Raw genomic sequence first — 19,419 nt, 5'->3', positions numbered from 1 at the left:
GCTGTCACCAAACCTTCCATGGTTGTTTTCCATCTGTCCACATGTCGTTGATTTCCTTCAGGTTTTTATACGTATCAATTGCTGTCCAAAATCCGTGATGCTCATAAACGGCAAGCTCTCCATCATCCGCCAGGTTTTGAAGAGGCTCCGCTTCAAACACGCATTGATCATCATCTGTCAAATAATCAAATACCTTTGGAGACAACACAAAAAATCCTCCATTGATCATCCCGATACTGTCTGTCTTCTCAGAGAAGGATTGTGCCATCCCGTTATACACCTTCAGTGTCCCGTACTGGGACTTCTTTTCAATGCCTGTGACAGTCGCAGCTGCTCCAAGATCCTGATGACGTTTCAGCAAATGAAACATATTGATATTGGCCAGTCCATCACCATACGTCATCATAAAGGTCTCATCACCAATGTAATCCTGTGCCTGCTTTAAACGTCCGCCTGTCATCGTATCTTCACCTGTATCTAAAAAGGTGATTTTCCAGTTCTCCTTTTTCCCTAAAAGCTTCATTTCTCCTGTCGCCATATCGAGCTGAATGCTGTGATGCTGCCAGTCGTAGTTCAGAAAGTACTCTTTGATCTTCTCTCCTTTATATCCAAGCAATAGGATAAATTCGTCTACACCATAATACTGATAGATTTTCATAATATGCCATAGAATAGGCCGATCTCCGATCATAGCAAGTGGTTTAGGAAGCGCTTGTGTGACCTCACTCATTCTCGTTCCCTTTCCTCCGCAGAGAATGACTGCTTTCATCTTCTCCCCTCATCTCTCTATGAAGATTTTTGATTAAAAACCCTATCTTTATGCGGAAAATCAGTACATGTACCCCCATACTTTGTCCGACATCAGGTTTTGAATCTACTCTATTCATATGTCGAAATGAGAGAGTGTGCCACCCAGCATTTAACTATTTTTACAAATAAAAAAAGAGCGAGATTCATATTCTCGCTCTTCCAAAGTTTAAATTGTATATTTTCAGGGTAGATGGTATGATAAACATGTGCATAACCAGCACAAACAGCCTCTTTCTACAAAGAGACTACTAGATTGAATGAATTCAAGTGGCAGCTTGTTTCATTCTCAATATGAATCACGGAGGTGAATTCCCTTGGCACAAAACGTTCTTTGTGAAGTGAACTCTTGCCGTTTTTGGGCTGAAAACAGCTGTACCGCTTCTACCATTAAAATTGGTAAAAACACGATGACTGAAGTGACTCGCAATACTGAAACTGATTGCGAAACATTTGAAACAAAATAATCTATTTTTCTCTGAGATGAAGGAACTGGCAGGTTCCTTCTTTTCTTTTACCATTCTATCAAGAATGATAATTATTATCAAGTGTTTTTCAATAAACATTTCTCGGGAAATAATGACACGATATTTCTCCATTCGTTGACGATTTTCACTCCTTTTTCTATACTCAACATATCCGAAGAAGAAAAAGTGGTGACCAATCAATGGATTTTACGATACGTTTTCTATCATTCTTTGTCGTGGAAATCGAAGGCAAAGATGAACAAGCAAATAAACGATTTAAACATTATCAAACACTAGATCAAGAAGAATTTGAACAAAGTGAGCTGAAGGACTTTTTAGACGGTGAACTGAAAAAAATCGTCAAACGAAAAGTGGACAGACACCCTAAATCTGAACAAGTACCGACCAAAATTGGCCGATTTATTGTAGAACCCGGTCATGAGCTCGATTCAAACCCAAACTACAACCTATTTCATCAAACGAGATTTGCAGATACAAAAGAATTGTTTAATGAATGCAGTGAACAGTTTGTTCGCACATATTTAGATACAAGTGCTGTCAGAGGCGGCGTTTTTTTAGTTGCTTCTGCTGTTCCTAAAAAGTATTTCGATGATTCCTTTGTCTTTATTATGAAATGCGATTTCGAACAAAAAGTGGCTTCTATCGCTGATACATCTACCTTGATTAGAAAAGTCGAAATGGCTATTACGACAAAAAACATGAAATCGATTCAATACCCGTTTATGCCAGAAGAGGGAATGACTGAGGAAGCTGAAGTGAAAATTCACCAATCTTCACACGCTCGTTATTTTGAAGACTTTTTGAAGTTCGTCGAATACGGTGAATCCATGCCTGAAATTATGAAATCACAGGTTATGAATATGGTACAGGAACAGGTTTTTGAAACATTACAGGATGAAAGTGAAGAATTAAAGCAGTTTGAAGAGGATCTTGAAATATGGGAAGCGAGTGAAAAACGAGAAATTAGAGAAACACTCGATACAGAACAGGTCACACAAGCGGCCTCCCATATTGTTGAACAAACTCCTGATATCACAATGAAAATGCGTCTAGGCGAAACGGAAATCAAAGGTCTTCTAGCAGACTTTGGCCAATCAATCCATATTGCAAAGCTCAACAATCGATATGTCGTGCTCGTTGAAGCTGATCAAATCGTCTTCGAAAAAGGAAGCACACCTGTTGAATTCCATAAACCAAATGGATTAAAAGAGGTGGTCAGCCAGTTGACGAAAAAAGCCTATGATTCAGATCTAGAATAAAAACACACGACTGCCTCTTGCATTCAGCGCATGAGGCAGTTTTTTTGTATAACGCTTGATTTATTACGCTGGATCAGAAGAAACATTCAGCTCCCTGCCCCTTGCCCACATGCTGACAAGCAATAAGCTTATGATGAGCATCAGCCAAAAGACGCTGCTTGATCCAAAAAACTGAATCATCGTATATCCGCACAAGGGTCCTAGAGCCGCTCCCATATCTTGAACAAAGGAATAGCTTGCGAGGAAGCGGTTTTTATCTGTTTGAGCAGACGCTTTTTGAAAAGCAAGCGTATCCGTTAATGTCGTTAAGATTGTTGAGAGCAGCTGGATCAAAAGCAGCATCACAAGAAACCAGCCGCTTACCTTCAGCATGACCGCCAGAAAACTGAGACCTCCAAATGAAAGAAACATCCAGCAAAGCGTTCGTTCCTTCATTACAAGCCCATCAAACCATCTGCCCGTTTTCGGTGCTACAAATGGTTCCCACCCCCATCTGAGCGCTTGAATGATTCCACTTAAAGCCGAAGCTCCGATAACAAAGCCGAACAGAGCAAATTCACCATGACCGATCCTTGCTTCAATGACATGACTGAGGGTTGATGCGAATAACCCTTGGATCACAAGTGCGATCAGCATACCTGTCATTAATACTTTTACAACATCTCGTGCAAGCCACCTCTGTTTGATGACTTGATACACCTGCCCCTCTTCTCCCTTTTCAATCTCATCCAAAGAGACATAAAAAATGATTCCTAGTAATGAGAGTAAACCAAAAACAAGCGTCATGAACTGGAAGCCGATCAGGCTGGCGAATATTCCGCCACATAACATGCCGAATAAACTGCCAAGCCGGTAAAGGCCATTATAAATGCCCGTATAATGCCCTTGGGAGCTTTCCTCCATCTCAGCAATTAATCTCATTCCACTCATACGCAATAACGTCCATGCCAGCCCCCAAGCGCAGCGGCAAATCAGCAGGAGCCAAAAACCGCTCACACCATATAGCACTGTGGTCACTGATGCAATCAAAATAGCGATCAATACACCAGTCTTCATTGGAACAAACCGATAGAGCCACCAAACAACAGGTGTTAGCGGGATGCGGATGAATCGGTTAATGGACAGCAGCAGCCCGACCTCCCAAATAGATGATAAACCAACCTCTTTCCAATAGATCGGAAGAACAATATAAAGCATTGAATCCCCAATCAGTGCAAATGCTGTGATAAGCGATATTGACACCACTTGCTTTTGACGATGATCCATTTTTCCTTCCCCCTTCGCTATCTTTACAATAAGGGATGCCTTATAATAAATCTAATGAATGTTTTTGATTAAACCATCAAAATAATTGATAGGTGGTGCAAAGTTGAATTTACATGCCCTTCGGATTTTTGCAAAGGTCGCAGAGACAAAAAGCGTTACACAAACAGCAGACGTGCTATCTTTGACACAGCCAGCTGTGACGGCTCAGCTTAGAAGCATTGAAAGTGAGATCGGTTTCCGTCTTTTTAAACGAAATGGCAGAGGCATTACACTTACGGAAATGGGGAAAATTCTATACCCTTATGCCCGGCAAGTGTTCGAGGCCGAAAAAGAAGTAGAATATCAGATTACACTTTTACAAAACGGAAAAAAGGGGCGGCTCCGCATCGCTTCTACCTATGTACCACTCAACTTTTTACTGCCAGATTGGCTCGCTGCTTTTAAAACATCTTCATCCGAAACGGAAATTGAATTAAAAAGTGGAAACTCCGCTCAAGTTTTAGAAAGCCTGCTTCAATATGAATCAGATGTGGCCATCGCTGTGATCGAGGATTTGCACCATGAAGAGATTCTCACCTCTCATTTAACGAATTTAAGCTATGATTTTATTGTCCCGGCAGACCATCCATTGAACGGAAAAACGGTCCCGCTAGAGCGCCTGAGCCAGGAGCCTTTTTTGATGCGGGAAGAAGGCAGTTCCACAAGAGATAAGCTCTTTTCTCTTTTTACCTCGAAAGGAATCAAAAAACCGACCGTTGATTTACAATTCAGCGGTGTTCATGAAGCGATTCAAATGATCAAAGCTGGATATGGCATCACACTTGTTCCCCGTGATGCGGTTCATGGCAGTCTCAAGCGGCAAGAAATTGGGCGCGTGTACATTGAAGGCATTGAGATCGTCAGACCGGTTGTTGTGTGCAAACGGGCGAATGATCTTGAAGAAAATAGAACCGTGGATGCCTTCCTGCAAATGAAAGGTATCGGTCCATTTACTGCGCCTGCTGCCAATTAAAAAAGTGCCTGCTTCGGGACTGACCCCATAAGATGAGACAAATAAAAAACACCTTCAAGTTTGAAAACGGATCGTTGTGATCCGAAATAAAACATGGAGGTGTTTTTTCTATGGGGACAAGAGTGAGTTATCCGGTTGAAGTCAAACAGAAGGCTGTAGAAATGAGATTGGCAGGCGTATCAATGAAAGAGATCTTGCGGGAATTGAATATCAAAAATAAAACGCAGGTTCAGACATGGGTGAGGTGGCATAAGGCTGGGGATACACACCGGTTCGAACAGCCTGTTGGAAAACAATATACCCATAGAAAGGGTCCCGAGTACTCTTCCGAATTAGAGAGACTGCAGGCAGAAAATCGCTATCTGAGTCAACAGAATGAAGTTTTAAAAAAGTACAACGAATTGGAAAGGAAGTTGATAAGGAAACGTCAATCAAACTGGTAGAAGAATTGTGCAAAACAATGACAGTACAGGACATCTGTGTCCATTTAGGCGTCTCACGCGCTTCGTATTATAGATGGAAAAAGAATCTGAATCAGAATCATTCTAAAAGACAACTAGAGAAACAAATCGGCACGTTGTGCCGAGAGCACAAGTATCGATATGGATACCGAAAAATCACAGCCTTACTAAAAGTGAGAATGCGTATTAATCATAAAACTGTTCAACGTATCATGCAGAAAAACCAGTGGCAGTGCCGGGTTAAAATGAAAAAGCGTAAGAAGAATGGGCAGCCCTATGCCGTGGCCGGTAATATACTGGATCGGAACTTTCAGTCTGATCGCCCTCTTGAAAAACTAGTAACGGACATCACGTATTTGCCTTATGGACAGAAACAATTGTACCTTTCCAGTATATTGGATTTATATAATGGAGAAGTGATTGCGTTTACGATTGGTGATAAGCAGGACACAGACTTTATTTTAAACACACTTGATCAGCTCCCAGCACTGCCTGAAAACTGTGTGTTACATAGCGACCAAGGTTCTGTGTATACATCTTACGAGTATCAGAAAGCTGTTCATATAAAAGGCATTACCATGAGCATGTCCCGTAAAGGGACGCCCGCTGATAATGCCTCCATCGAATCGTTTCATTCCTCGCTAAAGTCTGAAACGTTCTATCTTAACAGCATTGATCGAACTACGACCACCATCGTAGAACGCACTGTCAAAGAAAACATTTATTATTATAACAACATTCGTATTCAAACAAAACTAAACAACCAATCACCGATCAACTATCGGCAATTGGCTGTATAAAGGTGTTTTGATCCCTGTCTCAAAAACGGGGGTCAGTCCCTTCTGAAACAGGCACTTTTTTTCTCTATTCAGCTGGCTGCACGATGTCAAACGGTACAGCTTTTGAGGCTTTCACCAATTGTTCTGGGGTGATGAGGATTTCATTTCCCCATTCGCCTGCCCCAACACCTAATATTTCCTCTTCTAATAACGAAGCCTCAATAATGGTGCGGAATCCTTCTGGCTGCCAGCAAAACGGTGGAATCGAACCAATTCGATAGCCCGTCACTTCAAGAACCTTCTCCGGTGAAGCCATTTTAATATTACGGGAGCCGGCCGCTTTCTTGAGTTTCCCTGACTTAATATGCTGGTCAGCGCCAACCATCACAAGCAGCTGCTCCCCTTCTCCTGTTTCAAAAATCAATGTTTTAATCATTTGTCTTTCACGAAAACCAAGAGCTGCCGCTACATTTGCTGCTCCTTTTTCTGTTTCGGCAGAAAATGTTTTGATTTCATATGGGATACCATGTTTGTCCAAAAAGTCATGTGCCGGTAATTTTTTCAATCGATTGAACCCCTTTCCTTACAATGTCCTTCATTTAGCTTATCACAATCTTCTCATCCTTAAGATGTATTTTTCAATGAAAAGCCTCTGGACACACCATCACCATGCTATACTGAACTTGTTTTTGAAAAGGAGCCGGTTTAATATGGGAAACAAGTTTTGGTGTTATACAAGCAGTAAAAGCCTTCTCATGCTGAGTGATATTTTATTTGTGATGACGATCACGTTTGTCATTTATCAAGATACACAATCTGTTGCCTATGCGGCTGTCTTTCCGCTGATCAGAACGATATGCCAGCTATTGGCTGGGCTATTCTCTCCTGTTTTAACTGATTATTTTCAAGCTGGCCGCCTATTGAAATGGGTCCCGCTTTTACGTCTTGGGATGCTCATCATGTTTACAGCCCAATTTCACTTCTTTCAGCAGCATATGGTCTGGTTGTTTAGTGCGCTTATTTTGATTTCCCTCACAGGCGGGTTCATCAGTCCTTTAATGCAGGCCATCATGCCGATGCTTGTACCAGCAAATCAGCTTGTGAAAGCAAACAGTACAGCCTCCATTTTTCATCAAATGGTTCAAATCGCCGGTTATTCGTTCACTGGAATGCTCGTCCTATGGATCGGGCCATTTTATTTAATGTGGATCACCTGTGTCATGATTGTGTTGTCTTATCTATTATTCATCCCTGTCTTTCCTCTTCTCAAGCAAGAAGAGACGGTTCGAAAAACAAATAAGATGAACAGCTTCAAAGATGGTTGGACGATCATTTGGAGAAATAAAACGGTGCGCACCCTGACCTTTATGGATGTTTGTGAAAATATTGCGGGTGCTGTGTGGATCGGGGCGATTACGCTTGCCTTTGTCAGCCATGATTTAAAGCAAGGTGAGGAATGGTGGGGATTTATCAATGCCGCTTATTATACAGGTGCCATCATAGGCGGGCTCTTAGCTGCATGGATGAGTCAGTTTATTCAAAAACAGCTTCTCCTCTATATGGCAGCTGGTTCATTCATTTATGCAGTGCTGACCATTGTCTATTCACTGAACAGCCTGCCGTGGCTTGCTTTGGTGCTTTGTATTTTGATGGGGCCTGCCTACCAAATCCGAGATGTTTCGCAGCAAACCATTCTTCAAACGGAAACGCCAGTACATGACTTATCAAAGGTGTATTCGGCTCACTACGTCCTTTCTTCAGTATCGGTCGGTTTATCTATTTTCTTTGTTGGATTGATTGCAGATGCATACGGGGCGAGGTCTGTGTATTTGCTGGGCGGTCTGTTTGTGCTCGTCTGTTCCGGCATTGCCATCCTTGCTTTTATGAAGCAGAAAAAAGAGAGCAGCTGATGTATGCAGCGGCTCTTTTACTTTTCTTTTAACATCGCAAACATGTCACGGGCCATTGCTTCTAAAATATACACAACTGGCGTCTGTGTGGTGATATTCGCTCTGTGGACCCGCTCATCTGTGACGTAGTAGGCAATATTTAAATCTGAAATGCGCGAAATCGTGCAGTGCTGGTTATTCGTAATACTAATGATCTTGCTGCCTTCTCTTTTTAACTTCGAAATATGATCAATCGTAATACTGTTCTCCCCTGATACAGACAGCACAATGGTGACACTATTGTCTAAATACTGCATATTCATCGGGAAAAACGGATCGTTGATGTAAAATGAAAATTTCTCAAGACTGGAAAAGTACCTCGCCCCATACTGCGCCAAAATGCCAGAACTTCCAGTTCCGATAAACAGCACATTTTTTGCCTCAGCTATGAGCTTCGCGGCCTCCTTAATTTTCCCCTCAAAGTCTCCCTTCAATGTTCGTTCAATAAATTCATATAGAAAGTGCTGTGTGCTTTTTAAAGAAGGTGTCTGCTCTGATTCTAAATACATTTTGAGCTTCACTTTAAACTCTGAAAAGCCTTCACAATTTACTTTTCGGCAAAAGCGAAGGACAGACGAGGTGGAAATATGTGCAGCATCTGCAAGATCTCGAATTCTCATGTACACGACCTTTTCACTGTTTTCCATGATATATCGGTATAAAGCGCTTTCTAGTTCATTAAAGCTGGAAATGACCTCACTTGAAAACATCTGACTTCCCCTTTCTCCAACTACATGTCACAATGTGTTTCTTTTATGTAACAAATCTCTAAATAGGGCACCCTTGCCTAAAGACGCTGAAGTCATTTACGCACATGATGCTCTCACGATAAGCTATAGATGTACAAACAAGAAAAAAGACTTTTCTCTATTATAACATTGCGCGTTACATTATTCGGAGGTGCAGAACATGGCAAAAGGATTAAAGGTTGTCACAATTGGCGGAGGATCAAGCTATACACCAGAGCTTGTAGAAGGATTTATTAAACGATACGATGAATTTCCGATTAGCGAGCTGTGGCTCGTTGATATTGAAGCGGGAAAAGAAAAGCTTGAGATCGTCGGAAATCTTGCAAAACGCATGGTCAAAAAAGCAGGGCTTCCAATCGAGGTTCATTTAACATTAGATCGCAGGAAAGCACTTGTAGATGCTGATTTTGTCACAACACAATTCCGTGTCGGACTTCTTGAAGCACGTATGAAGGATGAACGCATTCCTTTAAAATATGATGTCATTGGCCAAGAAACAAATGGTCCAGGAGGTCTATTCAAAGGACTTCGCACCATTCCTGTCATTCTTGATATTGTCAAAGATATTGAAGAGCTTTGCCCGAATGCATGGCTTGTGAATTTCACAAATCCAGCTGGTATGGTCACTGAAGCCGTTCTTCGTTATTCAAACCATCGTAAAGTCGTTGGTTTATGTAACGTGCCGATCGGCATTCGCATGGGAATCGCCAAAGGGCTTGGTGTCGACGCAAGCAGAGTCGAAGTCAGCTTTGCTGGATTAAACCATATGGTCTTTGGACTCAATGTATTCTTAGATGGTAAAAGCATCATGGATCAAGTCATTGAAGACATGGCTGATCCAAACTCCAGCATGTCGATGAACAACATTCAAGCGATTCCGTGGGATGCTGATTTCTTAAAAGGGCTTGGCGTCATTCCTTGTCCGTATCACCGTTACTACTACAAAACAAGTGATATGCTGGCTGAGGAAAAGAAAGCAGCAGCAAATGAGGGAACTCGTGCTGAAGTCGTTCGCGCATTAGAAAATGATTTGTTCGAGCTTTACAAAGACCCTGATCTCGACATCAAGCCGCCACAGCTTGAAAAACGAGGCGGTGCCTACTACAGTGATGCGGCTTGTAACTTGATTGCATCCATTTATAACGACAAGCATGACATTCAGCCTGTAAACACCATTAATAACGGAGCTATTAGTGACATTCCAAATGATTCTGCGGTTGAACTCAACTGTGTGATCACAAAAGACGGTCCTAAACCAATCGCTGTTGGTGAAATGCCGGTCGCTGTCAAAGGACTTATTTCTCAAATTAAATCCTTTGAACGTGTAGCTGCTGAAGCAGCCGTGACAGGCGATTACAACACAGCTCTTGTCGCAATGACCATCAACCCGCTTGTCCCATCAGATGCCATTGCAAAAAGCATCCTAGATGAAATGCTAGAAGCTCACAAAGAATATTTGCCACAATTCTTCAATAAAGTAGAAGCATAAAAAGATCTTGATTTTAGCCCTTTGTCTTCTTTTCAGCGTGATAGAAAACCTTTGCAGTCTAGGAAGGACGAGTACCGGAGCGGAGCGAATTTGACATTCGTGAGCACCGGCACGCAGAACTGACACCGAATGCGAGGGTTTGTCTACACGCTGACCGCACTTGTCGAAAGTGCGGTTTTTTTATTTGGCTGCAAACAGCCGGTCCATCTTAGGACGATCATAGTCTAATAGCCAGTGCTGTAAGCCTTCATAGACTGGGCGTAGACGCTCAGCATCTGCCGCAATGAGATCACAGCCTCGATCATCATATAAGTGAAAAATCATTTTTTTTGAGAGATTCATTAGGTAAATTTCATACCCTAGTTTTCCCTTCAAGATTTGATTCGGCGTATAGAAGTCCTCCTGGCACATCGCATGGAGAAGCGGAGGCAATCGAATGTCTTGCAGCTGGCATTTGAGTGTAAATCTCTCTAATGTCAGTGAATCTTCTACTTCTGGACGTACATAAGTCAAAAGCTCGTGGCGCAATCTGTTCCTTACTTGCCGATGCACATATTTTTGATAAATCAGGAGCTTTCGCTTCGTTAATTCATGTTCATGTTCTGTATACACATCCGTTACAAACAGTATGTCGTCTTCTGGATCAAAAACATATTTCACAATCTCTATACACGATCTCCCGCTTTTTCTAATACAATCGATTCTTTTCCTAATGACCAATCTGCCACTTCAAACCGAAGCCCAATAGGCCACTCATAAAAAAGAGGCGGCGTGAGGATAAGATGAGGAAAATGATTTTTTAAAAATCTATTGGTTTGATCACTCATTTGCTTTCCTTTCACTCGTTTTATTTTTCATTTTACCGTTGAAACATATAGGAAAACAAATTGGAAATAAACTGTCATTTCTTATATGATAGAAAGAGATGGAGGTGTGGTCAATTGAAAACATCAAAATGGTTTTTACAAGTGTTCCTTACAGCACTGATCACCATGTGGATACAGGCTGGACTTGATCAGGCGAACGTCATTCAGATCACCAATGTATGGGTCGATGCCAGCAGCTGGATCCTGATCTTCTTTGTCATCTACGCACTTTTTGAATGGACAGCTCACGTCTTAGCAAAACGGAAAACCGTTCATCGCTGAACATCTCTTTTCATAGAGATGTTTTTTCTTGAAACTCTTCTTGCACAATTTCATGAATGACACCCATTCCTGTCTGGCTTCCAGCTGCTGCTGCGAGAACTAACTGAGCACGACCGCCTAGATTATCACCACATGCAAAGACACCACTGACGGTTGTACGTCCAAGAATATCTGTTTCAATACCAGCATTCTTCGTCATTTTACAGCCTAGTTTTTCAGCAAATGGGGCTGACTGCTTGAATTCACTTGCGACAAAACCGCCTTCCCTTTTCACTGTCTCCCCATTTGCAAGCTGGAGAGAGCGCAGCTGCCCATTGTCATGATCAATCGACACAATTGGCACATCAATGATTTGAATAGAATGTGCGGTCAGAAGTACCTTGTCCTCTTCAGCCAACACGTGCCCATTCGTAAACACGATCAAATCCTTTGTCCAATTGGAAAGAAGCTTAGCCATATGCAAGGCTCGCTGATTCTCTGCAATGAGGGCAAGTGCTTTGTCCTTTAATTCCCATCCATCACAGAAAGGACAGCTAAACAACGTTTTTCCGTACACATCATGAATTCCTTCGATCTCTGGCAGTATATCCTGAAGACCTGTTGCTAAAATGATTTTTTTCGCTTCGAATGTATCCCCTTCGTGTGTTAGTAACGTAAATCTTTCCTCTTTCTTTTGTATATCAACAATTCGACTTCGTTTGATTTTGATATTAGGGTATTTTTGAAGATCTGCCTCTCCCGCTCGTCTGATCTCAATCGGTGTCATTCCATCGTTTGTAATAAATCCATGTGATTCCTGCGTCACTCGATTTCTTGGCAGCTCATCATCAAATACAATGACTTGCTTTCTGCCTCTCCCTACAACAAGTGCTGCACTTAATCCGGCTGGCCCGCCTCCGATAATGGCACAATCTAAAAACATATCAATCTCTCCTTTTTTATTCAAGACTTTAAAGACTCTTAATATCTATAATTAGTTCAAAAAAATCACATGTTGAAAAATGGATTTTTTTCTGTCTGTTCAATTTGGCTCGCAATATCAATTAACCGTTTTTGACTTAATGTCTCCTGCATTTTCGTTTCAACATCCTGCATAACTTGTTCAATCAAACAGCCATCATGAGGCATAAAGGAGTCATGCTCTAAGGAGCAGCGAAATAAATTCGTTTGTCCTTCTACAGCCTGAATGACATCTAAAAACGAAATGTCCTCCTTTCGTTTGATAAGGGTATAACCTCCCTTTGCACCAGGTGTTGATTCAATCAATCCCGCCTTCACAAGCTTTGTTAAAATTTTTGATAAATAGGTTGGTGAAAGGTCTTGCATCTTAGCAAGAGGCTCAACGCCAATCGCTTTACCCTTTGGCGCAAGAGTTAAAAACACCATCGTATGCAACGCATAGTTGGTTGCTTTAGAATATTTCATGAGGAAACTCCTTTCTATCTATTATAGACCTTTTATATCTGTAATTGATCATAGATGATTCAAGAGAAAAAAGCAAGAGTTGTGAATCTGCTCCACTTTTCATTCCACATTTCACATTTCCTTCCGATAATAGAAGTAAGCACGAAAGAAAGTTTTGATTGAGAACTAGAAGGAGTGAAGAAAAATGTCAGATCAACCGCACAATGCAGCACACGAAGAAGAAGAGGAATTTAACGTATACGACATGCTTCCGCCCGCAGGTACAATCATCGGAGAAGCAACAGAAGAAGAAATGGATGCCGCAGCAGCACTTGAAGTGAGACATGTCGCGTTCATGCGCCTTCAAGATATGTTCATTCAATTTGATGGCTCGTCTTACAAAGACTTATTAAAAGACTTTCAAGAATTCGAAATGGATTCCACAAAATTCTGGAGAGCCATTGCTAGACGTCTTCAAATTCCGTACGAATGGCCAATCCGAATCGACCACGCAAACGGCCCTATTTATATTGGTGAAACAGAGGATAACCGTGAGATTGAGGAGACCGCAGAGTAAGGAATGGCGGCCCCCTTTTGGTAAGGAGGCTTTTTACAATACATCGGTTGAAAAAACAAATAAGCAATATGAGCGCTGTCACGCCCATATTGCTTATTCTCGTGTTAAGTTAACTCTGGCCAAAATGCTTGATTTGCCACAATTAAGTCGTCTAAAATATCTTTTGCTACTTTAGCACTCGGCACCGTTTTCGATAATGTGATGGCCTGCCATAATTTTTGATAGGACCCTTCCTCAAATGCTTCTACTACTAATTTTTCTACGCCAACTTGCTGCTCCATAAGACTTTTTTGAAATCTAGGAATTTCTCCAACTACTAATTTTTCTGGACCATTGCTGCCAACGATACAAGGAATTTCGACCATGGCTGTTGGATCAAAGTTTCTAATGGCGCCATTGTTCTCTACAATCATCAGCATCCGTTCCTTTTTATTAAAAGCAATGGCTCTTGCCAAATCAACGATATAAGAAGCGTGCTCATCAATCGTCAGCTTTGTTTCCTTTGCAGTTCCTTTATCAATGATGGCCTGACATTCACTAAAAACAAAAGCTTCCCGCCCCTCCATCACTTCATTGGCACGCGTGAACGCTATGTTTGAATGTGCCACTTCTTCATCTGGAAATAGATAGTATTTCAAATACGTATTCGGTACCGTTTTTGGATCAAGCGCTTGAATATCTTTGGCCTTTTTTAATGTGCTGTTCCAGCTCTTCTGCTGTTCTAACTCAGATGTTCCATCTGTTGCATAACCATGCTGGCTTACATGCTTAATTACCTCAGGCATTAAGCTATTTCCTGCTTTATCTCGAATATCTGTCCACCAGCCAAAATGATTCAAACCATAGTAATCGACTTCTAGTTCTTTCCGCGAAGATAAGCCTAAATTTTTTGCAATTAATTCTTCAATGCCAATTGGCATATCGCATATGTTTAAAATTTTGGCATTCGGTCTTAGCTTACGTGTTGCCTCTGCTACTATCGCTGCAGGGTTAGAATAGTTTAACATCCAAGCTTCTGGTGAGTATTTTTCCATATAATCGACAAGTTCTAATACACCTGGAATGGACCGCATTCCGTAAGCTATTCCGCCTGGTCCGCATGTTTCCTGTCCGACGACTCCATGCTTCAATGGAATTTTCTCATCTAATTCTCGCATTGCATATTTCCCGACACGAATATGTGCCATCACAAAGTCGACTTGAGTAAAGGCTTCTTCTGGGTCTGTGCTTGCCAGTAATCGCACTTCTGGTGCTCGTTCTTTTAACATAATCTCACATGCATCTGCAATCGTCTTTTGTCTAGCTTTATCATTATCATAGAGTTTAATTGTATGAATTGGGAACTCATCTAGATAGTCTAACAGCATCAAAATGATTCCCGGTGTAAATGTACTTCCGCCTCCAGCGATGGTAATATTAAATTTTTTCATCATATCCAGCTCCTTTTTTCAATCTAATGATAGTTTTGTCTCAAAGGACTCTCTTACTTGCGGTACACTTAAGCCAACAATGATTTGAATGCTTTGACCACTCTTCGCCATGCCGTGGGCCAGTTTATTTTTTGTAAAGTAGTCCCTATCTTTCACCAAGCTAGGGTCAATCACTGTAATACGTAGACGTGTGGCACAGTTTGTCACATCTTTAATGTTTTCTTTACCGCCGAGGCCTTCTAAGAAATACACGGCTTTCTCTTCATACTCAGACGCATAAACGGGCGCTTCTTTTTGGTCATGACCTTTTTTATGAGCATTCTCATAATCTTGTTTTGTATATAGCCTCGTCTCCTCCTCATGTTTTCGTCCTGGTAATGGAATATCGAATTTCACAATCATCCATCTAAATATGACAAAATACACTGCTGTAAAAAGAAGTCCAATCATCGCTTGGATCAGATAAGTCCCTCCATGATTTGAAGAGAGCGGAATCCAGTTCAATGCAGCTATTTCAATAAGCCCGGAACCCATCATTCCGACAACACCAAACATATTCATGATTGTCACCATGGTCGCACCAAGAAGTGCATGTATCACAAATAAATAAGGTGCGAGGAATAGGAATGTAAATTCAAGCGGTTCTGTAATTCCGGCAAATACCGCTGTTAATGTGGCGGGTAATACCAATGCCAAAACCTTTTTTCTGTTTTCTTTCGGTGTAGAAAAATACATGGCTAAAGCTATCCCTAAACAGCCAAACATCTTAATATTCCCATGCAATAAAAATCCGTATGGATAAAGATCCTTCAAATCGGAAGTGGAGGACGCAAATTCATTTAAGTGAGCAATCCAATATGGTTTTAACCCCCCATTTACAGCCGCTGGACCAAACTCAAAAGGTGTATAAATAAAATGGTGAAGTCCTGTTGGAATTAACACCCTTTCCAAGAAATGAAACAGCCAGACACCAATATAACCAGACTGTGCCATGAACCCTTGGAGAGATTGAATCCCCTGCTGAACATAGGGCCATACAAAAGCAACGATAAAAGCAATAGGAATCATCACAAAGAATCCGATGATGACAACAAATACAAGCCCCTGGAAAATCCCAAGCATTTCAGGCAGCTTTTGATCATAAAAACGATTATGGATCCAAATGACGATTCCAGATATCATCACCGCACCAATGATACTTGTATCCAGCGTAGGTATACCCGCAATTTCTTTTACACCCGCTACGTTCTCGACACCTTGCGTTAAATCAACGCCAAAAGTAGACGGCCAAAGTGTCAAAATAGCATGAATATAATTGTTAAATACAAGATAAATCATAAAAGCTGCGAGCGTCGCACGTGCTTGCGCTTTTTTTGCAAGTGAGATGGGCAATCCAATCACAAAGGCTAATTCCATATGATTGAAAATCGTCCATCCCCCGCTTTCAATCAGTGACCAAACCTTGTACCACATCGTACCTTCTCCAGCCATTTCCCCCATAATCGCTGGATTCTTACATAAAGTCGCGAGGCCGACAACAATACCAAAAAACGCGAATAAAAGTACAGGAACTACCATAGCACTGCCAAACCGCTTGATTGCATTCATAAGCATAACCCCTTTGCTTGATCCATAACATCACTGTAAAGGCAGCGCTTACAAAAACCAATAGGATTGACGTATTTAGAAATCAAGTTGTAACATTAGATTATATTTTCACAGGAAGAAAATATTTTCATGTTGGAGGGCACATCGCATGATACTGGACAAGCTGGTTAATAAATACTTCGAAGATTTAAATAAGAATGACCTGCACATTATTAAAACAATCCATGATCATCTTGAAGAAATGAAGACAATGAAAATTCAGGACCTTGCCCGTTATGCTCATACTTCCATCTCATCCATCCATCGGCTTGCTAAGAAAATAGGGTTCGACGGCTACAGTGACTTAAAGTCTTATGTGAAATTAAATGCTTTCACTGAAGACACCACACAGGATCTAATGCAGCTGCTTGATCAAGATATCCGCCAGACAAGAAAATATATGGAGCAGCTGGACTTTCATCAATTAAATCAACTGATTGATCGTGCACCGTATATTTATATTTATGGGACAGGAACTGCACAGCTTGATTTAGCCAATGATGTACAGCGGCAGCTATGGTCACTGCATAAGAAATCTCAAGTATTACGAAGCAAGCGGGACTTAACAGATGGAATCATTGAATTTGGTGAGGATGACCTTTTATTTATCATTTCCTTATCGGGTGAATCGAAGAATTTAGATGAAATCATTCAATTGGTGAAAACGAGACATATCAAATTTATCAGCATGACCACATTAAGAAATAACCTTCTTGCACAAAATGCCATGTTTAACATCTATGTAAGCAGCACCCCGTTTCTCTTATATAACAAAGTGGACAACTCCAGCTTTCTGCCATTTTACATTGTGGCAGATATTATCGTCAGAAAATTTAGTGAGTGGAAAGTGAACCAATTGAATAATAAGACTTAAACATAACAGATACAGCTTTGGAGAGAGATTCAATGTTGCTTCGCAAAAAAAAGAGAGACTCTTTTGTCTCTCTCAAAAAATACTGTATAACAACGGTTTTAATGAAATATATCTACTTGCGGCTGTCTTTTCCTATTCATGCTATTCAGCGGTATAATGCCCAGCAAGCAGTTCATCAAACGAATCAGCTAATTTAAAATCTGTCTCATATTCTAGATCAAAGTAATGAACCGGCGGATGCTCCTTTGTTTCTCTATAATCCAATGCAATCCACGTATGACCATCCCCACAAATGAGCACAAGTCCCTCAGGCAATTCCCATTCTTCTATTAAATAATCACTATCCATAATGCCTTCATCTTTGGCAATTCCTCTTAAATGATCAAATGACACATGATCCTCTGCCCATCCATTCGGCTGATCCGTTGGAAAAGCATTATGCAATGTATACCCGCCATTTTGTTCGAGGATCAGTTGCTTATATGTATCAGGCAGGATAACGCCTAGCTTCTTTTCCGCTTTTGCAATGCCTTTCTCATTGATTTTCTTAAATATTTCTTCGCTTTCTCTATCTTTATCCCAAAATGGTTTCAAATAAAATACCTCCAATTGTTATTTCTATCTCATTTTACCATTTAAGATAACTAGTTTAATAGTCCTATTTAATAAAAAAGAGAAGGGTTCCCCCTCCTCCTCTTGTTGGTCATGATTGTTCTTGATTTCTCGCTTCAAATTCATCCAACATGGCACGCACTTCATCTGTTGATGATGTGTTCATTAATTGATTTCTTAAGAAACTCGCTCCTCTGAATCCTTTTACATAAATCTTAAAGAAACGGTGCAGTGCCTTGAATGGACGCAAACCTAGTGATGAGTATTGATCATGGAGATCAAGATGTAACCTTAAAAGACCAAGCAGTTCATCACTTGTATGCTCCCTCGGCTCTTTTTCAAAAGCAAATGGGTTATGGAAAATCCCGCGCCCAATCATCACGCCGTCTATTCCATACTGTTCAGCGAGCTTTAAGCCTGTTTGACGATCAGGAATATCACCATTGATCGTCAAAAGAGTATCCGGTGCTACTTCATCACGAAGTTTTTTGATCTCAGGAATGAGCTCCCAATGCGCATCCACCAGGCTCATTTCCTTTCTTGTGCGAAGATGGATTGATAAATTCACAATATCTTGCTCCAAAATGTGTCTAAGCCATCCGCGCCATTCATCGACCTCAGTAAAACCAAGTCTTGTTTTCACGCTAACAGGTAATCCCCCTGCTTTTGCCGCTTGAATCAGCTCTGCCGCAACGTCTGGACGAAGAATCAAGCCGCTGCCCTTTCCGTTTTGCGTGACATTTGGGACAGGACAGCCCATATTAATATCAAGTCCCTGAAATCCCATTTCCGCCATTCCAATGCTCATTTGTCTAAAGTTCTCAGGCTTGTCTCCCCAAATATGAGCAACAATCGGCTGCTCATCCTCTGTAAACGTTAAACGCCCTTTCACACTTTGAATGCCATCAGGATGGCAATAACTCTCACTGTTCGTGAACTCTGTAAAAAACACATCAGGTCTCGCCGCCTCACTCACAACATGACGAAACACAACATCTGTTACTTCTTCCATTGGTGCTAATATAAAAAATGGCCGCGGTAAATCACGCCAGAAATTTTTACTCATCTTTCATCCAATTCCTCTCATGACTTCACACACGATAAGCAAGTTTAGCTAATCAAGTGATCGTCAATTTTCATCATTATATACTTTAATATGAACGAGGCAAAATTGCAAAATTGCAAATTTCATGATTGTTGGTGAGAGGAAAAGACAGATTCGTGCCGGAGAAAATTGGTTTTAGCGCTTTCTGAGTAGCGATAATGAAAAAACACCCCAGAATGCGTTAAGACATTGGGATGTCAAATCATATATAAGGTGATATGATGCAATGCACTTATGATATGTTAGTAATTGATACCAGAAAGTAGATACGGGACGACTGATTGAATAAATGCCTCTAACGATACTTGATGGCTCCTGCTACTCCATTCTACAGAAGCCCCATAGATTCCCCAACTTAATACG

Annotated in this window: 19 protein-coding genes and 1 pseudogene; 9 read left to right on the top strand and 11 right to left on the bottom strand. The window is 41.1% G+C overall.

The features are described 5' to 3' along the window. Positions 1 to 4 precede the first annotated feature (4 nt). Positions 5 to 769: a glucose-1-phosphate cytidylyltransferase gene (gene rfbF / locus MHB67_RS03505; protein WP_073204214.1), complete on the bottom strand. Its 765-nt coding sequence runs from the start codon at positions 767 to 769 to the stop codon at positions 5 to 7. A gap of 355 nt (positions 770 to 1,124) precedes the next feature. Here rfbF and MHB67_RS03500 point away from each other — a divergent pair, with 355 nt between their 5' ends. Continuing rightward, positions 1,125 to 1,274, top strand: a complete 150-nt coding sequence (locus MHB67_RS03500; RefSeq protein ID WP_072367870.1) for a DUF1540 domain-containing protein — start codon at positions 1,125 to 1,127, stop codon at positions 1,272 to 1,274. A gap of 200 nt (positions 1,275 to 1,474) precedes the next feature. Further along, positions 1,475 to 2,554, top strand: a complete 1,080-nt coding sequence (locus MHB67_RS03495; protein ID WP_073204207.1) for a DUF3900 domain-containing protein — start codon at positions 1,475 to 1,477, stop codon at positions 2,552 to 2,554. 63 nt (positions 2,555 to 2,617) lie between these two features. On the opposite strand, the gene MHB67_RS03490 is transcribed toward MHB67_RS03495, so the two are convergent. After that, on the bottom strand, positions 2,618 to 3,820 hold the full coding sequence (locus tag MHB67_RS03490) for an MFS transporter (RefSeq protein WP_044334999.1): 1,203 nt from the start codon (positions 3,818 to 3,820) through the stop codon (positions 2,618 to 2,620). A 103-nt stretch (positions 3,821 to 3,923) separates the two neighbouring features. Here MHB67_RS03490 and MHB67_RS03485 point away from each other — a divergent pair, with 103 nt between their 5' ends. Beyond that, complete coding sequence (locus MHB67_RS03485; RefSeq protein WP_342492792.1) at positions 3,924 to 4,832, top strand: LysR family transcriptional regulator; 909 nt, start codon at positions 3,924 to 3,926, stop codon at positions 4,830 to 4,832. A gap of 110 nt (positions 4,833 to 4,942) precedes the next feature. Beyond that, positions 4,943 to 6,093 (top strand): IS3 family transposase gene (locus MHB67_RS03480; RefSeq protein ID WP_342492791.1). Its coding sequence is split into 2 segments (ribosomal slippage): positions 4,943 to 5,216 and positions 5,216 to 6,093, totalling 1,152 coding nucleotides; the frame shifts between segments, so codons are not numbered across the junction. Between the two features lie 64 nt (positions 6,094 to 6,157). Here the strand turns inward: MHB67_RS03480 and MHB67_RS03475 are convergent. Then, positions 6,158 to 6,637 carry a YbaK/EbsC family protein gene (locus tag MHB67_RS03475; RefSeq protein ID WP_024424568.1) on the bottom strand — a complete coding sequence of 160 codons (480 nt, stop codon included), beginning with the start codon at positions 6,635 to 6,637 and terminating at the stop codon, positions 6,158 to 6,160. Positions 6,638 to 6,782: 145 nt separating this feature from the next. Between MHB67_RS03475 and MHB67_RS03470 the strand changes: the two genes are divergently transcribed. Then, positions 6,783 to 7,982 (top strand): MFS transporter, encoded by a 1,200-nt coding sequence (locus MHB67_RS03470; protein WP_342492790.1) that lies wholly within the window; start codon positions 6,783 to 6,785, stop codon positions 7,980 to 7,982. A gap of 17 nt (positions 7,983 to 7,999) precedes the next feature. Here MHB67_RS03470 and MHB67_RS03465 read toward each other — a convergent pair whose 3' ends face one another. Continuing rightward, positions 8,000 to 8,731, bottom strand: a complete 732-nt coding sequence (locus MHB67_RS03465) for a MurR/RpiR family transcriptional regulator (RefSeq protein ID WP_024424566.1) — start codon at positions 8,729 to 8,731, stop codon at positions 8,000 to 8,002. A gap of 199 nt (positions 8,732 to 8,930) precedes the next feature. On the opposite strand from MHB67_RS03465, the gene MHB67_RS03460 reads away from it, so the two are divergent. Continuing rightward, on the top strand, positions 8,931 to 10,259 hold the full coding sequence (locus MHB67_RS03460) for a 6-phospho-beta-glucosidase (protein ID WP_024424565.1): 1,329 nt from the start codon (positions 8,931 to 8,933) through the stop codon (positions 10,257 to 10,259). Positions 10,260 to 10,439: 180 nt separating this feature from the next. Here MHB67_RS03460 and MHB67_RS03455 read toward each other — a convergent pair whose 3' ends face one another. Further along, positions 10,440 to 10,979 (bottom strand): DUF3885 domain-containing protein, encoded by a 540-nt coding sequence (locus MHB67_RS03455; protein WP_342492789.1) that lies wholly within the window; start codon positions 10,977 to 10,979, stop codon positions 10,440 to 10,442. A gap of 221 nt (positions 10,980 to 11,200) precedes the next feature. Between MHB67_RS03455 and MHB67_RS03450 the strand changes: the two genes are divergently transcribed. Beyond that, positions 11,201 to 11,407, top strand: coding sequence for a hypothetical protein (locus tag MHB67_RS03450; protein ID WP_103132301.1), 207 nt, complete (start codon positions 11,201 to 11,203; stop codon positions 11,405 to 11,407). Positions 11,408 to 11,417: 10 nt separating this feature from the next. Here the strand turns inward: MHB67_RS03450 and MHB67_RS03445 are convergent, their stop codons facing one another. Together MHB67_RS03445 and MHB67_RS03440 are read right to left on the bottom strand one after the other, a co-directional pair. Next, entirely contained in the window at positions 11,418 to 12,329 is a 912-nt protein-coding gene (locus MHB67_RS03445; protein WP_342492788.1) for an NAD(P)/FAD-dependent oxidoreductase, read from the bottom strand. A 65-nt stretch (positions 12,330 to 12,394) separates the two neighbouring features. Beyond that, a complete protein-coding gene (locus tag MHB67_RS03440) occupies positions 12,395 to 12,832 on the bottom strand; it encodes an Rrf2 family transcriptional regulator (RefSeq protein WP_103132299.1) in 438 nt (145 codons plus the stop codon). Positions 12,833 to 13,016: 184 nt separating this feature from the next. Here MHB67_RS03440 and MHB67_RS03435 point away from each other — a divergent pair, with 184 nt between their 5' ends. Further along, entirely contained in the window at positions 13,017 to 13,388 is a 372-nt protein-coding gene (locus MHB67_RS03435) for a hypothetical protein (protein WP_103132298.1), read from the top strand. 104 nt (positions 13,389 to 13,492) lie between these two features. Here MHB67_RS03435 and MHB67_RS03430 read toward each other — a convergent pair whose 3' ends face one another. After that, entirely contained in the window at positions 13,493 to 14,818 is a 1,326-nt protein-coding gene (locus MHB67_RS03430; protein WP_103132297.1) for a 6-phospho-alpha-glucosidase, read from the bottom strand. Between the two features lie 18 nt (positions 14,819 to 14,836). Beyond that, positions 14,837 to 16,426, bottom strand: coding sequence for an alpha-glucoside-specific PTS transporter subunit IIBC (locus MHB67_RS03425; protein ID WP_103132296.1), 1,590 nt, complete (start codon positions 16,424 to 16,426; stop codon positions 14,837 to 14,839). Positions 16,427 to 16,574: 148 nt separating this feature from the next. Between MHB67_RS03425 and MHB67_RS03420 the strand changes: the two genes are divergently transcribed. Further along, entirely contained in the window at positions 16,575 to 17,339 is a 765-nt protein-coding gene (locus MHB67_RS03420; protein ID WP_103132295.1) for a MurR/RpiR family transcriptional regulator, read from the top strand. A 144-nt stretch (positions 17,340 to 17,483) separates the two neighbouring features. Here the strand turns inward: MHB67_RS03420 and MHB67_RS03415 are convergent. Together MHB67_RS03415 and MHB67_RS03410 are read right to left on the bottom strand one after the other, a co-directional pair. Further along, positions 17,484 to 17,933: pseudogene (locus tag MHB67_RS03415) on the bottom strand (SMI1/KNR4 family protein); the annotation flags it as partial. Between the two features lie 109 nt (positions 17,934 to 18,042). Then, positions 18,043 to 19,017: a tRNA-dihydrouridine synthase gene (locus MHB67_RS03410; RefSeq protein ID WP_103132294.1), complete on the bottom strand. Its 975-nt coding sequence runs from the start codon at positions 19,015 to 19,017 to the stop codon at positions 18,043 to 18,045. Between the last annotated feature and the right edge of the window lie 402 nt (positions 19,018 to 19,419).

This window comes from Bacillus sp. FSL H8-0516 (assembly GCF_038635285.1).
Classification (GTDB): Bacteria; Bacillota; Bacilli; order Bacillales; family Bacillaceae; genus Bacillus; species Bacillus safensis.
The sequence above is the reverse complement of the archived record's forward strand: the minus strand, read 5'-3'. Positions and strand labels throughout refer to the sequence as shown.